This window comes from Lysinibacillus sp. JNUCC 51 (assembly GCF_015999525.1).
Taxonomy (GTDB): domain Bacteria; phylum Bacillota; class Bacilli; order Bacillales_A; family Planococcaceae; genus Lysinibacillus; species Lysinibacillus xylanilyticus.
Genome location: NZ_CP065545.1, coordinates 3,116,576 through 3,131,567, shown reverse-complemented (window position 1 = coordinate 3,131,567; position 14,992 = coordinate 3,116,576). Strand labels below are relative to the sequence as shown.

15 protein-coding genes are annotated in these 14,992 nt (G+C 37.9%); 3 read left to right on the top strand and 12 right to left on the bottom strand.

The genetic code is table 11. From position 1 onward, the window contains the following. Positions 1 to 13: 13 nt before the first annotated feature. From nikC to mutY, 9 genes are all read right to left on the bottom strand, one after another. Positions 14 to 907 (bottom strand): nickel transporter permease, encoded by an 894-nt coding sequence (gene nikC, locus JNUCC51_RS15120; protein WP_337988735.1) that lies wholly within the window; start codon positions 905 to 907, stop codon positions 14 to 16. Positions 908 to 922: 15 nt separating this feature from the next. Further along, positions 923 to 1,927 carry an ABC transporter permease gene (locus JNUCC51_RS15115; RefSeq protein ID WP_337988734.1) on the bottom strand — a complete coding sequence of 335 codons (1,005 nt, stop codon included), beginning with the start codon at positions 1,925 to 1,927 and terminating at the stop codon, positions 923 to 925. Between the two features lie 245 nt (positions 1,928 to 2,172). Beyond that, the gene (locus JNUCC51_RS15110; protein WP_337988733.1) at positions 2,173 to 3,792 is read right to left on the bottom strand and encodes an ABC transporter substrate-binding protein; all 1,620 of its coding nucleotides are present in this window, start codon (positions 3,790 to 3,792) and stop codon (positions 2,173 to 2,175) included. Between the two features lie 30 nt (positions 3,793 to 3,822). After that, entirely contained in the window at positions 3,823 to 4,803 is a 981-nt protein-coding gene (locus tag JNUCC51_RS15105; RefSeq protein WP_337988732.1) for an ABC transporter ATP-binding protein, read from the bottom strand. Continuing rightward, a complete protein-coding gene (locus tag JNUCC51_RS15100) occupies positions 4,778 to 5,791 on the bottom strand; it encodes an ABC transporter ATP-binding protein (protein WP_337988731.1) in 1,014 nt (337 codons plus the stop codon). The genes JNUCC51_RS15105 and JNUCC51_RS15100 overlap by 26 nt, the downstream gene beginning before the upstream one ends. Positions 5,792 to 6,123: 332 nt before the next feature. Continuing rightward, positions 6,124 to 7,869: an ABC transporter ATP-binding protein gene (locus JNUCC51_RS15095; RefSeq protein ID WP_337988730.1), complete on the bottom strand. Its 1,746-nt coding sequence runs from the start codon at positions 7,867 to 7,869 to the stop codon at positions 6,124 to 6,126. Between the two features lie 245 nt (positions 7,870 to 8,114). Beyond that, the gene (ntdP, locus tag JNUCC51_RS15090; protein WP_100545160.1) at positions 8,115 to 8,663 is read right to left on the bottom strand and encodes a nucleoside tri-diphosphate phosphatase; all 549 of its coding nucleotides are present in this window, start codon (positions 8,661 to 8,663) and stop codon (positions 8,115 to 8,117) included. Between the two features lie 381 nt (positions 8,664 to 9,044). Then, a complete protein-coding gene (locus JNUCC51_RS15085) occupies positions 9,045 to 9,221 on the bottom strand; it encodes a gamma-type small acid-soluble spore protein (protein WP_082172870.1) in 177 nt (58 codons plus the stop codon). Between the two features lie 84 nt (positions 9,222 to 9,305). Next, complete coding sequence (mutY, locus tag JNUCC51_RS15080; RefSeq protein WP_337988729.1) at positions 9,306 to 10,340, bottom strand: A/G-specific adenine glycosylase; 1,035 nt, start codon at positions 10,338 to 10,340, stop codon at positions 9,306 to 9,308. Positions 10,341 to 10,557: 217 nt separating this feature from the next. Here mutY and JNUCC51_RS15075 point away from each other — a divergent pair, with 217 nt between their 5' ends. After that, on the top strand, positions 10,558 to 11,544 hold the full coding sequence (locus tag JNUCC51_RS15075; protein ID WP_337988728.1) for a metal-dependent hydrolase: 987 nt from the start codon (positions 10,558 to 10,560) through the stop codon (positions 11,542 to 11,544). A 39-nt stretch (positions 11,545 to 11,583) separates the two neighbouring features. On the opposite strand, the gene JNUCC51_RS15070 is transcribed toward JNUCC51_RS15075, so the two are convergent. From JNUCC51_RS15070 to recX, 3 genes are read right to left on the bottom strand one after another with little or no spacing between them, the layout of a single operon-like run. Continuing rightward, positions 11,584 to 11,853: a YfhJ family protein gene (locus JNUCC51_RS15070; RefSeq protein ID WP_100545156.1), complete on the bottom strand. Its 270-nt coding sequence runs from the start codon at positions 11,851 to 11,853 to the stop codon at positions 11,584 to 11,586. Next, positions 11,854 to 12,183 (bottom strand): YfhH family protein, encoded by a 330-nt coding sequence (locus tag JNUCC51_RS15065; RefSeq protein ID WP_049668854.1) that lies wholly within the window; start codon positions 12,181 to 12,183, stop codon positions 11,854 to 11,856. Beyond that, the gene (gene recX / locus JNUCC51_RS15060) at positions 12,180 to 12,983 is read right to left on the bottom strand and encodes a recombination regulator RecX (RefSeq protein ID WP_049668853.1); all 804 of its coding nucleotides are present in this window, start codon (positions 12,981 to 12,983) and stop codon (positions 12,180 to 12,182) included. The genes JNUCC51_RS15065 and recX overlap by 4 nt, the downstream gene beginning before the upstream one ends. Positions 12,984 to 13,145: 162 nt before the next feature. Here recX and JNUCC51_RS15055 point away from each other — a divergent pair, with 162 nt between their 5' ends. Continuing rightward, a complete protein-coding gene (locus JNUCC51_RS15055; RefSeq protein ID WP_337988727.1) occupies positions 13,146 to 14,045 on the top strand; it encodes a TIGR01777 family oxidoreductase in 900 nt (299 codons plus the stop codon). A gap of 121 nt (positions 14,046 to 14,166) precedes the next feature. Then, a complete protein-coding gene (locus tag JNUCC51_RS15050; RefSeq protein WP_337988726.1) occupies positions 14,167 to 14,985 on the top strand; it encodes a polysaccharide deacetylase family protein in 819 nt (272 codons plus the stop codon). The last annotated feature ends 7 nt before the right edge of the window (positions 14,986 to 14,992 follow it).

The following is a 14,992-nucleotide window of genomic DNA, read 5'->3' as shown; positions in this document are numbered from 1 at the left end:
TCGCCCTTTTTTATTAGCTTTTCATTTTCGGATCAAGTGCATCACGTAGACCGTCCCCCATTAGATTAAAACCGAGAACCGTTAACATAATAGCCAAGCCTGGGAAAATCATTGTCCACGGCGCCTTTAATAAATAGATACGGGAATCCGCTAGCATTTTACCCCATTCTGGCGCTGGTGCTTGAGCTCCTAATCCAAGGAAGCCTAATGCCGCCGCTTCAATTATCGCTGTCGCTATCGCTAGCGTTCCTTGTACGATGATTGGCGTCATCGAGTTTGGCAAAATATGCGAGAACAAAATTCGTGAATCACGCATTCCGATGGCCTTTGCTGCTACGATATATTCCTCTTCCTTTACACTCAATACTTTCGAACGAATTAGGCGCCCGAAGTTCGGCACGTTTATAATGGCTATAGCAATTAATGCATTTTGTAAAGATGGTCCAAGTACTGCTACTACCGCAATAGCTAGTAAAATACTAGGGAACGCTAACAAAATATCGAAAATACGTGAGATTATCGTATCAACCCATCTTCCATAATAACCCGCAATAATGCCCAAGAAACTACCTACAATTACAGAAAGAATAACCGAAAAAAAGCCTACCTTCAAAGAAATACTAGCTCCATGTATAACTCTCGAGAAAATATCACGCCCAAAGTCATCTGTTCCAAACCAATGCTCACTTGACGGCGCTAATAAACGCTGCGAAAGATTTTGTTCATTAATTCCTTCAGGAGCAATCATCGAGCCAAATATAGCAAGTATAATGAAAAATAGTACAATGCCTGCACCTGCAAGGGAGATTTTGCTCTTTTTAAAGCTACGCCAGCCTTCTCTCCAAGGACCTGCCGCTCGTTCACGACTTGGTGCTACTTCTGTTTTTATATTTATCGCTCCAGTCATTATCGCTTCCCCCCTCTATTTGTATTTAATTCGTGGATCTATCACCGTATACAGTAAATCCACAATTAAGTTAATCATGATAAAAATAAATGCAATTACTAAAATACCTGATTGAATAACAGGATAGTCACGGAAGCCAATGGCATCATAAATATAACGACCAATTCCTGGCCAGCTGAAAATCGTCTCTGTTAAAATGGCACCACCTAGCAGTAACCCTGTTTGCAAACCGATTACTGTTAATACCGGGATAACTGCATTTTTCAATGCATGCTTATAAACAACAATAAACATTTTTTGCCCTTTTGCTCTAGCGGTGCGTACGTAGTCAGAGCGCATTACTTCAAGCATAGACGACCTAGTCATTCTTGCAATAATCGCCATTGGTATTGTCGCAAGAGCTATGCCCGGTAATACTAATCGCTTTAATACTTCAGTAAATTGATCAAAGCGGCCTTGTATTAACGTATCCAGTAAATAAAAATGAGTAATGGTAGTTATTGGATCTCGCACATCTTCTCGCCCAGATGTCGGGAACCAGCCAAGCTGATTACTGAAAGCCCATTGTTCCATTAAGCCGAGCCAGAAAACGGGTATAGATACCCCGATTAAAGCAACTACCATTGCCACATAATCAAACCAAGAATTTTGAAACCACGCAGAAATAATGCCTGCATTTACCCCAACAATCACTGCGATAACCATGGCAAATAGCGCTAGTTCAGCTGTTGCCGCTAAATACGGGAAAATTTCCTCTGATACAGGCAATTTAGTACGTAATGATACTCCTAAATCCCCCTGAAAAATGCCACCTAAATAACTAAAATATTGTGTATACCACGGCTTATTTAATCCTAAACTTGCGTTTAACGCTTCGACCGCTTCTTTCGTTGCCTGCTGTCCTAAAATTACTTGTGCCGGATTACCAGGAATTGCACGAATTAACATGAAAACGATGAAAGTCATTCCAAGCAAAACTGGGATTAATTGAGATAAACGTCTTCCCATATAGTGAAGCATTTTCTTCACCCCTCTGTTATTTTCATAATATACTTTTGTATGAAAAGCATTGAAGTCTTACACATACTGTAGAAAGGGTCAGCCTTCACCTTTAACGTTTAGATGATTGGTCTTTCATACAGAAAAAATAATTGAAGTTGTAAAAAGAATCCGCTAGATTCCTACGGCTTACCCGCAGAAAGCAAGCAGATTCTTTGAAATAATTCCCTCTTAAATTAAAACCTGTTCAAGATAGCCCTTTAAGCCTACTTCATATCAACTGCATCTAAACGGTCAGAACCTGTTGGATGCGCAATATAGTTTGTAACTTTAGTGTTAGCAGCTAAAATTGGAGTAGAGTGAGCAAGCGGAACCCATGGTGCATCTTTAGAGATAATCTCTTGTGCTTGCTTGTAAAGGGCATTACGCTTGTCCTCATCCATTTCAGTTTGTGCTGCAACTAATAGTTTGTGCACTTCTTGGTTGTCATAGAATGTATAGTTGTTAGAATGAATATTATCTCCGTCTAATAAAGTGTAAAGGAAGTTATCCGCATCTCCGTTATCACCTGTCCAACCAAGTAAGAACGCATCCGCCTCTCCCTTTTCCGCCTTATCTAAATACGTAGCCCATTCAAACGTTACAATCTTAGATTTCATACCAACATCTGCTAAATTCTTCTGAATGGCTTCCGCAATTTTTTGACCATCAGGCATGTACGGACGTGGTACAGGCATTGCCCATAGCTCGATTTCTTTACCATCATAGCCAGCTTCAGCTAATAATGCTTTTGCTTTTTCTGGATCATATTCATAACCTTTAATGTCATCGTTGTAGCCTGCAACTAATGGAGGCATTGGATTTTTTGCTGGCTCGCCTAAGCCTTCATAAAATGCATCTACTAATGCTTGCTTATCGATTGCATAATTTACTGCTTGACGAACTTTTACGTTATCGAACGGTGGACGTGTTACAGTTAATCCAAGGTAGCCAACATTCATAGATGGTCGTTCAATTAATTGTAATTCTGCATTGGATTCGATTGAAACTTTATCAGATGGACTTAAGCCATCGACTACATCAACTTCATTGTTAGTTAATGCATTGAATCGTGCCGAATTATCTGGAATAGATCGGAAAATAACTTTATCTAATTTCGGCAAATCTGCAATACGATAATCTGGGTTTTTCTCTATTGTGATGGAATCATTTCGTTTCCACTCTACAAATTTAAATGGACCAGTACCTACTGGATGATCTTTAAGTGCCTCATCATCTTTTTCAAATGCTGCTGGTGAAGCAATAGCAAATGGAGACATCGCTAAATTTTTCAAGAATGGTGCTTGTAGTTGAGAGAGTTTAAATACAACTTTATAATCACCATCAGCAGTAATTGACTCAATTACTTGTTTTCCACCTACCGTAAATTGAGAGGCGTAGTACGGGAATTTTTCAGCACCACCAGCTTTCCAGCGCTCAAAATTTTTCACGACTGCTTCAGCATTAAAATCAGTACCGTCATGGAACTTAACCCCTTCTTCAAGTTGCATCGTGTACGTTAGACCATCTTCTGAAGATTCCCAAGACTTTGCTAAGCCTGGCTGTAATGTTACATCTCTCTCTCCAAAGTTAATTAGAGTCTCATAGATGTTAACCGTAACTTTAAACGATTCACCTTCTGTTACTGTCGCTGGATCGAGAGCAGTGGAATCACCACCACGACCATATACTAAAGTTTTTGGCCCGCCGCTAGCTTTATCGCCACCACTTGAAGTATCTTTACTACCCGTATCCTTAGTATCTGAGCCGCCGCCACAAGCTGCTAAGATTGTCGAAAGAACAAGGATAAGCATTACACCCAAAGTCCAAAGCTTCTTTTTCTTCATTAAATTTCCCCCTAAGTTTTTTTATATCATTTAATGTTGGATTGCATCATAAAGATGGCAAGCAACATAATGACCCGGTTTCACTTCTTGCATTTTCGGAACAACTTGAGAACATTCTTCTTTTTTAAATGGACATCTCGTATGGAAAGTGCACCCGCTTGGCGGATTCGAAGCACTAGGAATATCTCCAGAAATAATGAGCTGTTCACGTTCAAATGTAGGATCTGGAACAGGTACTGAGGATAGCAGTGCCTGTGTATATGGGTGAAGTGGCTCAGCGTATAAATCCTCGCTTGCTGTCAACTCCACTAATTTTCCCAAATACATTACACCTACACGATTACTAATATGGCGTACAACCCCTAAATCGTGGGAAATAAAAATATAAGTTAGCTTTAAGTCCTTTTGTAAGTTTTGCAATAAATTCAATACCTGCGCCTGTATTGACACATCGAGTGCAGAGACAGGCTCGTCGGCAATAATTAAACGAGGATTCGTCATTAGAGCACGGGCAATGCCGATACGCTGTCTTTGACCACCACTAAATTGATGTGGATACCGTTTCACATGATATTCATTTAACCCAACAATTTCGAGAAGCTCTAATACCTTCTGTTTCCGTTCCTTTGAGTTGCCCATTCCATGAACAATAAGAGGCTCCTCCAATATTTTTCCAATATTATGCCTAGGATTAAGAGAGGCATAAGGATCTTGGAAAATCATTTGAATATCTCTACGGGCTTTGCGCATTTCATTATTCGATAATTCAGAAATCATTTTACCTGCGAATTCAATCTCGCCCTCTGTTGGCTCAAGCAATCGCATTAAAAGTCGACCAGTCGTTGATTTACCACACCCGGACTCACCAACAATACCTAATGTTTCTCCTTCAAAAACTTCAAAGGAAACATCATCCACTGCCTTTACGTCTCCAACCTGTGTGTTTAAGACACCCTTCCGAATGGGGAAATATTTTTTTAAACCATCAACTTTCAACAACACTTTCGACATGCTGCTCCACCTCCTGTTTCTCTAGTAAAAAACATCTCGATTTATGATGCTCTGCTGCTTCATATAAAGGTGGTGTTTCTTGTACACAGCGATCCATCGCAAATTCGCAACGCGCTGCAAAACGACAGCCTTCCTGAATACTTCCGGGCTTAGGTACACTACCTGGTATAGAGTAAAGATTGTCCTTTTTATAACGCATATCCGGTACAGATTTAATAAGCCCTTGTGTATAAGGGTGCTTTGGATTAACAAATATCTCCTGAATAGGTGCCTCTTCCACAATCTGACCTGCATACATTACAATAACTCGCTCGCATGTTTCTGCAACAACGCCTAAATCATGTGTAATTAATAAAACAGCTGTATTTAAACGTTTATTTAAATCTTTCATAAGCTGCAAAATTTGAGCTTGAATCGTAACATCTAGTGCAGTAGTCGGCTCATCAGCAATCAATACCTTCGGATCACAGACAAGTGCCATCGCAATCATGACCCGTTGTCGCATCCCCCCCGATAATTGATGTGGGTAATCTTTTAATAATTCTTCAGCACGTGGTAAACCTACTAGTTTCATAATTTCAATCGCCCTTGCAAAGGCTTCTTTTTTCGACCATTTTGGATTATGGATTAAAATCGCTTCTTTTAACTGATCCCCAATTGTAAACAAAGGATTTAAGGATGTCATTGGCTCCTGAAAAATCATCGCCACATCTTTCCCACGAATTTTCTGCATTTGTTTATCAGATAATGTTACGAGGTTTTTGCCATCTAATAATATTTCTCCACCCGTTACTTTTCCAGGTGGTGATGGTATTAATCCCATAATGGACAGTGATGTAACACTTTTTCCACTTCCCGATTCCCCTACAATCCCTAATATTTCTCCCTCGTGAACAGAAAAGTCGATATCATCTACGGCAGGAATTTGTCCATCATCTGTAAAAAAGGTTGTCTTTAAACCTTTTATTTCTAGCAGCTTTTTTCTCATGATCAATCGCCCCATCCACCCCATATTTTTACTTAATTACATTAACTATCACTCAATTCCCTATTTTCAGATAATTCTAACCAAAAAACATTACTCTTTCAATCATAATTATTCTGCAATTAACATAGATTTTCTACATCGTTCGAGTTTCGTATTAATAATGTCTTATTAATCGATAACATTTTATAAATAAGACAAAAAAATAGCCTTCCATTTATGTTAAATAGAAGGCTATTTATAGATTATTCATCACCAAAAGATGAGGATGACATGACGCTTTGCTATTTATTTCCTCGACGCACCCAGTCGGAACGGAAATCATTTAGGGTGTATCAATCTAAATGTTGCACCTGGAATAAATTAAAGTAAGTCCCCTCTTGTTGCATTAATTGCTCGTGCGTACCACTTTCAATTAATTGTCCATGATCTATAACCAAAATTTTATCTGCATGTGTAATTGTAGAAAGTCGGTGAGCAATTATAATGGTTGTACGTTCATGTGCAAGTACATCCAATGATTCTTGAATAAGTGCCTCACTTTCTAAATCCAAAGCAGAGGTCGCTTCATCCAATATTAAAATAGGAGGATTTTTTAAAAATACACGAGCAATTGCTACTCGCTGCTTTTGTCCACCTGATAACTTCACACCGCGCTCCCCGACTTTTGTGTCATAACCATTTGGTAAGCTCATAATAAAATCATGTGCATTTGCCGCTTTTGCCGCAGCAATAACTTCTTCATCAGAAGCATCTGGCTTGCCCATTAAAATATTTTCTTTTACCGAATCACTGAACAGAATATTGTCCTGCAGGACTATTCCGATTTGGGAGCGTAAAGAAAGTAATGATACGTCACGTACGTCATATTCATCAATAGTCACTGCGCCACTCGTTGTATCATAAAAACGAGGAATTAAACTAATGATGGTTGATTTTCCTCCACCACTCATTCCTACAAATGCAACTGTCTCTCCGGGGTTAATCGTGAAATTGATGTTGTTTAAAATTTGTGAGCCATCTTCTTCATATTGAAAATTCACATTGTTAAAGCGGACTTCACCCTTTACTCGAGGTAGTTCTACCGCATTAGCCTTGTTTTTTATTTCATAAGGTTCGTCCATTAATTCAAACATTCGATCCATTGATGCAAATGATTGCGTTAACATCGTTGATGAACTTACAAGACGACGAAGTGGACCATAAAGTCGTTCGATATAGGCAATAAAGGCCACCATTGTCCCAACTGAAAGAGGACCATTAATAACTTGATAACCTGCATAAGCAATTACTAATAAAGGCGCTACATCCGTAATTGTATTCACCACTGCAAAGGATTTAGCATTCCATTTCGTATGATCCAACGCTTTCTCTAAAAATTCACCATTTGCTTCATCGAATAATTTTTGCTCGTGCTTTTCAAGCGTGAAGCTTTTAATAATGCTCATTCCAGCTACACGTTCATGCAAATAACTTTGCACACCCGCAAGCGCTTGTGACCGTTTACGTGTTAAAGATCGAAGTTTACCAAAGAAGTACTTCACACTAAAAGCATAGAATGGGAACGCAATTAATGCTACTAGCGTAAGCTTAACATCCATGGCAAGCATAATACCGATAGCAATAACAATTGTCGCAAGGTCAAGCCAAACATTCATCAAGCCTGTCATGATAAAGTTTTTTGTTTGTTCCACATCATTAATCACTCTTGAAATAACATCGCCAGCTCTTGTATTTGCATAGTACCTTAAACTTAGTCGTTGTAAGTGTGCATATATTTGTTTTCGAATATCGAAAAGCACCTTGTTACTGACATGTTGAGCAAAATATTGACGGTAATACTCGATCGGTGGTCGAATAATAAAGAATACAATGATCGTACCACCTAACCAATAAAACAGTTCTTTTGTCTTCTCTGCATCCGTTAGATTATCCGCAGCGATAATATCATCTAACACAATTTTTATGAGTAATGGAATAAATAACGGAATCGCAAATTTCACTATACCAATTACAATCGTTAAAATAATTTCCCATGTATATGGTTTTACAAATTTCATATAACGCTTTATACTACCCAATTTATTATCACATCCTTATTTTAAAAGCCTCACTCTTAATGAAAGGCATTTCATTTCGTTCAACATGAAAAACTTCTATTACTTCCCACATAAAAAGAAACAGACATCCACAAATTGAATGCCCAAACGTATTATAGCAATATTTTGTTTTAAGTACAGTTAATTTAGCTTTATCACTAACTATTTTACAATCCAAATTGTTCAAAACATAAAAAAACACCCATTAGTAAAACTAATAGGTGTAACTAACAATCATCTGCTTGCATATCGAGCTGAAACTTATAGCGACTTGTCCAGGCATCGATGAAATCAGGTGCAAATGGTCCTCTTTTTTGTTGAATCCAGCTAATTAATTTATCGACATTGCGCTTTAAAATTTTATCTATGACATCTGGATAAGACATTTCCTTACTATGTAGCTCATATTCATCCTCATCTAAGAGTGAATAAGACATATCAGGGAAAACTTTAATGTCTAAATCATAGTCAATATATTTAATGGCATTATTATCGAAAACAAATGGTGAGCTTAGATTACAATAATAATACACACCGTCCTCACGTAGCATGCAAATGATGTTAAACCAGTGCTCCGCATGGAAATAACAAATAGAAGGCTCTCTCGTTAGCCACGTACGACCATCGGATTCTGTCACAAGTGTCCGTTCATTCGCACCGATAATGATATTTTTCGTTCCTTTTAAAACCGTTGTTTCTTGCCAAACACGGTGGATACGGCCATTGTGCTTATAACTATGTATTTGTATCGTTTCTCCTTCTACCGGTATTGCCATCTTTGAAGCCCACCTTTTCGTCTATGCTACCTAAATCTAGCAGTCTCTAGTATATTATAGCAATGTGTACGCGAAAGGTGTAGTTAGAAAACCACAAATTTCCCTGCGCTCTTTTAAATTTGTACAAAATTTCGTTAATTTGAAGCGAATTTTATTATAATAACAATCCAATCGGAATTTTTTCGCTTGTTTATTCTGAATCTGAGCCACTCTTCTTTACATCCGATTAGTTCTCTGACTTACCTAATCAATTTCCTTGCCTACCCGGGCAGGTTTCTCATCTTGCTATATAAAATTCAAAAGGAGCTGCCTTTTTTAATCTTTTCGATTTTTAGACAGCTCCTTAAGAGGTAAATGCAATTATGCAATTACAAAGTGTTATTATTCACCAAGATCTTGGTTAGTTTTATTGAAGTTGCCTGAAGCTTGAGCTTTGTTTTGCTCTGCTTTAGCATTTTGCTTTTGCACTTCATTAACGTCTGTTTCATAACCAAATTCTTGACTTTGACGTTGCATGTTTTTATTCGGTTGTAAATTTTGATTGTTTTGCTTTTTCATTGTTCATTCACCTCCACGCTCATTATTGTGTACCGAGGTGAATGGTTTTATGCTCATAAATTTTTATAAATATTATTTTCTTGATTAATCTTTAATTTCTTGCCATATTTTCAGCATTGGAACGGACATTGGTAATAATTCTATTTGCTCGTGAGTCAGCCATTCGCCCTTTACTGCTGAATTACATTTCATAAAATAGCTATTTATATGCCATGTTAAATGTGAAAAAACATGTTTAAACGTTAACAATTCCTGTTTCGGTTGAACATTCATAGCGTACTCATTAATAAAAGTATCTATTGAATCTTTGCCGTGTTCAAGCATTGGAAACTGCCATAGATTAGCAAGTAAACCCTCTGCTGATCGCTGCTCCAATAAAATTCGACCTTTATCATCTTGACATACAAGCACATCGTATGAGATATGCTTCATCTTTACTTTTTTCGATTTGATAGGTAATTTTTCAGGTTCACCTTCATTAAAAGCGGTACAGTATTCGCGAACTGGACACAATAAACACTTTGGTGAAGTTGGCGTACAAATAAGTGCACCAAGCTCCATTAAACCTTGATTGAAGGACGATGTATTTTCTGGATCTATCAATTCTTCAACAGCCGCTTCAAAAATCTTTTTAGTCTTTGGAACTGCTATATCTTCATGAATATTAAGCACACGGCTTAAAACGCGCATAACATTACCATCAACCGCATGTTCGGGCTTATTATAGGCAATACTTAAAATAGCTCCAGCGGTATATGGGCCAACGCCTTTCAATTTTGAAATCTCATGGCGATTATCAGGTACTACACCACCGTAGTTCTCTAATACCTCACGAACACCCGCTTGTAAATTACGTGCACGGGAATAATAGCCTAGGCCTTCCCAATGCTTTAATAAGTATTCTTGTGGAGCTTCCGCGAGTAATTCTATTGTTGGGAAACTTTCCATGAAACGATTGTAATAAGGAATAACTGTGTCGACGCGTGTTTGCTGTAGCATCACTTCCGATACCCAGATTTTATAAGGGTCCTTAGTATGCCTCCAAGGTAAATCACGCTTCTCAACATTAAACCATTCGACTAAAGATTGTCGAAATTCTGTTACATATGGATAATTCACAGTGACCTCCAGCGCCTTTGTAATTTTATTTATGGTAAAAAGAGTATACAATTAAGAAAAGATTATCTGTCAGAAACGACAAAAAACGCCATAATTTTTCTAGCTTCAAAATTTAGCACGACGTCTTAAATAAGTAAATATCAAGTATTACAGATTATTGAAATATACATGTATGCAAATTGTACTCTATTTTGTTGCATACAAGGAGTGGATATTTTTGGATTCAGGCACACATTTCGTTATGGGTATAGCCCTCGGTGGTCTCGCATTAGCCGACCCCGTTGTAGCAGATCATTCAATGACCTTTACCGCAGTAATGGCAGGTACGATTATTGGCTCACAGGCTCCTGATGTCGATACAGTTTTAAAACTGCGTAACAATGCCATTTATATTCGACATCATCGCGGAATTACACATTCACTACCAGCAGTAGCTATTTGGCCCATCTTAATTACAGCGGTTTTAGCATTTATTATTCAAGACGCAAATGTGTTTCATTTATGGCTTTGGACATTTTTAGCTGTAGCACTTCACGTCTTTGTTGATATTTTCAACGCTTATGGTACACAAGCACTTCGACCATTCTCTAGAAGATGGGTTGCACTTGGTGTCATTAATACATTTGATCCTATTATCTTTACATTACATTGCCTTGGCATTTTACTTTGGGTATTTGGTGCAAATCCAGTTTGGACATTTGGTATCATGTATCTCATTATTATCGTCTACTACATTTTACGATTTGCAGTCCAAAAGGCTGTGAAGAATGCCGTGCATAATACCATTCAAGATGAAGAGTATGTTATTGTAGCCCCTACAATGCGATTCTTCCACTGGCGAATTGCGGCAAAATCCAAAACGCATTATTACGTTGGCCGTGCTTACGGGCGAACTGTTAATATTTACGATAAATTTGAAATAAAACCTTTACCGAAAACGCCGCTTATTGAAATAGCATTGAAAGATCGCAATCTCGCTGCATTCGTGTCATTCTCACCATTGTATCGTTGGGAAATTTCAGACCTCGAAAATGGCTTAACAGAAGTAAGATTAATTGATCTGCGTTACCGTAGTGATAATCGCTATCCTTTCGTTGCTGTTGCTCATTTAAACGATGACAATGAGATTGTCACTTCATACACAGGGTGGATTTTTACAGAAGATAAACTTCAGAAAAAATTACAGATTGGCGCAAGTAATTAAACATCAGCAAACCCTGACCAAACATTGGTCAGGGTTTTGTTATTGTATCATATCATCACTAGCATCAAGTAAATGTGCGTATTTGGGATTACGTCCTGCAAAAGCATGCAGCTTATCACCATAGCTGGTAATTAATTGACGTACTAAATTCTCAGTGTAATCAGCACCACGATAGTCGTAGCCAGCTTTTGCAGAAGTTGATTCAAAATCACTCCATAAAAGCTCAATCCATACTCGTGCACGCCCTACTGACATTTGCGGATTTTTTGCAAGTAACTCAGCAGTTAGTTTCTCAATTTTTTCATCCATTTATTTGCCCACCTTTACAGGAGATAGCATTGAAACAGGTAAAGCCTCTTGGTATTTTTCGCCCCCTAAGCGATGTCCCCACGCAAAGCGCCCTTTTAAATAATCCACTTGGAAAAATTCATTTTCAGAGCCGTCAATACGATACATTTCTCCAGGAACTATTGTATCCAAATCCACTAAATAAGCAGCAGCCATTAAAGCCTTACGCTCGTATACCGCAAATTCATTGATAATGCCTAATTGCTCTGCCTTACGTGCTTTTTCCTTTATCATGGCTATTTCCTCACGTAATTCGTGCTCTGACATTGCAGCATAATTTTTTTCGTTCATTCCTCATTCTCCTTCTCTTCTATAAAACGATCTATAACCTCTATAGGAAACCCCTTTTGATAGAGCGCCTGCTTTATTTTCATTTTCAATTCATAACCAGTATACTTCGATGAATACTTTTTCCAAACTTTTTCGCCTTGTACATCAAGTAGCTGTTGCCATTCATCTTCATCTTGCTCAATCTCTATTTGACTCAGCACATCATCTACAACATTAAAAGAATAACCTTTTCGCATTAAAAAATCTTGAATTTTAGCTTTTATTTGTGTTGGTGTCTTCTTTTTTTCCGATCGAATGACCTTCTCAGCCAATTGTGTTGCAAGCTTCACCTGTTCAGCATGACTATAAGTAGCAAGTACCTCATCCTGTAAGCTTTTATCAATTCCTTTTTTCATAAGGTCTTGTCTAATTGCTTTAGGCCCCTTTTTCATCGTAGCTTTTTTCGTATCAAGTAATGCCTTGGAATAAGTTTCATCATTTAAAAAACCATATGATTTAAGCTTTTGTATAGCCTCTAAAATAACCGCTTCGCCAAATTCTAACGTGAGAAGCTTTTTCTTTACTTCATGCTCACTACGCATTTGGTAAGATAAGAAATTTAACCCTTTATTAAAAGCTTTTCGAATCTCATCCTCGTAGGCAATTTCCTGAATATCAAATTCCTCAAGCACTTTTCCCTTCGTTAAACCAAATTGAATGAGAATTGCTTCATCTACAGGAAAAGCGTATTCTTCGTTCAAATATATATTATAACGTTCTGGATTGTTTTTTTGACGTGCAATTTTCGTAATAATACGCATTAGTAACACCTCACTATTTACCATTATAACATTTTTCGCGGGTATTGCTTTTTCCCTTAGACATTTCATGTACGCGGGTATTACTTCCCGGAAACTAACATTTGTAAATGAATAGGTGATAAACTTGCTCATATAGAATCGTTTTAAAAAGGAGGGACTCTTATGAAAATCGCTATTGCAGGTGGTACTGGTTTTGTTGGGAAAGCTCTAACAAAGCTTTTGCAAAATAAGGGACATGAAATCATCATTTTAACACGGAACAAAACAAGTCGAGAAAATGATATTCAATATGTACAGTGGCTTCAGCACGGAGCAAGACCTGAACAGTTGTTAAATGAAGTCGATGCAATTGTTAATTTAGCAGGAATTTCTTTAAATAATGGACGTTGGACGAAAAAACAGAAGAAAGCGATTTATACAAGTCGCATGGATACAACACTTGAGATAGTACGCATTATGGAGCACCTCAACTCGAAGCCAAAAGTGCTTATCAATGCGAGTGCAGTCGGGATTTATCCTACTTCTACATCGTCTATCTATACCGAAAATTCCACAGACTATGCAACTGATTTTTTAGGTTCGACAGTTTACGATTGGGAACGCCATGCAGTACGTGCTGAAAAATTAGGGGTTCGAGTTGCTCTTGCTCGTTTTGGTGTCATTTTAGGACGTGAAAATGGAGCTCTTCCCTCTATGTTACTACCATATAAGTTGCATGTCGGGGGAACAATAGGTTCAGGTGAACAATGGCTTTCGTGGGTCCATATAGAGGACGTGGCGAGAGCTATATATTTCGCAATTACGAACGATGATATGAAAGGCCCTTTTAATGTTACTGCTCCTAACGCGACACGTATGAAAAATTTCGGAAAAACAATTGCAAGTATTACGGAAAGACGTCATTGGATGCCTGTACCAAGCTTTGTAATGCGTTTAGCATTAGGTGAACAAAGCATGCTTGTATTAGAAGGTCAGCATGCACTACCTACTGTTTTAGAAAAACATCACTTTACATTTAAATTCCCTCATTTAAAAGAAGCACTTCAAGATTTATTGGTTTAACATCTTTCAGTATTAAGTACAAAGCCAATTTCAGACAAATTATGCCCAGACATAATTGCTATTGAATAGGATAATTTTTTTAAAAATACGCATTCTAATGAAAAAGAAAGGATGCGTTTTTATGTGGAAACAGCATATAGTAGGAGCGGTCATCGCAACTTTTATTATTGCCGCGGCGATTAGCTTTAATCCATATTCGGCTTCTGGCTCTGAAGAATACAACTGGGGCTTTAAACGAGCGAAAAATGGTGAACAAGCGGAGGCTGGTGCACAGCTTGATCAAGTAGTTGAGAAATATGGTGCAATTTATAAAGGAAAGCCAGATAAAAAAGTTGCTTATTTAACCTTTGATAACGGATATGAAAATGGGTTTACAGAAAGTATTTTGGATACTTTGAAGAAGGAAAATGCACCAGCTACCTTCTTTTTAACTGGTCATTATATAGAAAGTGCCCCTGATTTAGTAAAACGTATGGTTAAAGATGGACATACAATTGGCAATCATTCATACGGGCACCCTAATATGGCGAGACTAACGCCCGATGGTATGCGTGCAGAATGGAAAAAACTTGACGATAAACTGCGTGAATTGACAGGTATTAAACGTACAACATATGCTCGCCCACCTGAAGGTACATTTAATGCGAAATTATTAGAGGTAGGAAATGCTGCAGGCTATCGTCATATTTTTTGGTCCGTTGCCTTTAAGGATTGGGAAAGGGATGTACGTCGTGGTGCAGATTATGCCTATAATGCTTTAATGGAACAGCTTCACCCTGGCGCTGTTATTTTAATGCATACAGTTGCACAAGATAATGCCGAAGCTCTTCCAAAGTTTATTGCCGAAGCGAAAAAACAAGGCTATACATTTTTATCCCTTGACGATTTAGTTTTAGAATATGAAGATTTCCCTCTCGCTTTGCAATCGTCTACTCCTTAGTTATAAT

What these genes read in the sequence shown, in the direction of transcription:
- nikC (WP_337988735.1), bottom strand. Translation starts at nt 907, where the DNA reads ATGACTGGAGCGATAAATATAAAAACAGAAGTAGCACCAAGTCGTGAA.
- JNUCC51_RS15115 (WP_337988734.1), bottom strand. Translation starts at nt 1,927, where the DNA reads ATGCTTCACTATATGGGAAGACGTTTATCTCAATTAATCCCAGTTTTG.
- JNUCC51_RS15110 (WP_337988733.1), bottom strand. Translation starts at nt 3,792, where the DNA reads ATGAAGAAAAAGAAGCTTTGGACTTTGGGTGTAATGCTTATCCTTGTT.
- JNUCC51_RS15105 (WP_337988732.1), bottom strand. Translation starts at nt 4,803, where the DNA reads ATGTCGAAAGTGTTGTTGAAAGTTGATGGTTTAAAAAAATATTTCCCC.
- JNUCC51_RS15100 (WP_337988731.1), bottom strand. Translation starts at nt 5,791, where the DNA reads ATGAGAAAAAAGCTGCTAGAAATAAAAGGTTTAAAGACAACCTTTTTT.
- ntdP (WP_100545160.1), bottom strand. Translation starts at nt 8,663, where the DNA reads ATGGCAATACCGGTAGAAGGAGAAACGATACAAATACATAGTTATAAG.
- JNUCC51_RS15085 (WP_082172870.1), bottom strand. Translation starts at nt 9,221, where the DNA reads ATGAAAAAGCAAAACAATCAAAATTTACAACCGAATAAAAACATGCAA.
- JNUCC51_RS15070 (WP_100545156.1), bottom strand. Translation starts at nt 11,853, where the DNA reads ATGGATGAAAAAATTGAGAAACTAACTGCTGAGTTACTTGCAAAAAAT.
- JNUCC51_RS15065 (WP_049668854.1), bottom strand. Translation starts at nt 12,183, where the DNA reads ATGAACGAAAAAAATTATGCTGCAATGTCAGAGCACGAATTACGTGAG.
- recX (WP_049668853.1), bottom strand. Translation starts at nt 12,983, where the DNA reads ATGCGTATTATTACGAAAATTGCACGTCAAAAAAACAATCCAGAACGT.
- JNUCC51_RS15055 (WP_337988727.1), top strand. Translation starts at nt 13,146, where the DNA reads ATGAAAATCGCTATTGCAGGTGGTACTGGTTTTGTTGGGAAAGCTCTA.
- JNUCC51_RS15050 (WP_337988726.1), top strand. Translation starts at nt 14,167, where the DNA reads ATGTGGAAACAGCATATAGTAGGAGCGGTCATCGCAACTTTTATTATT.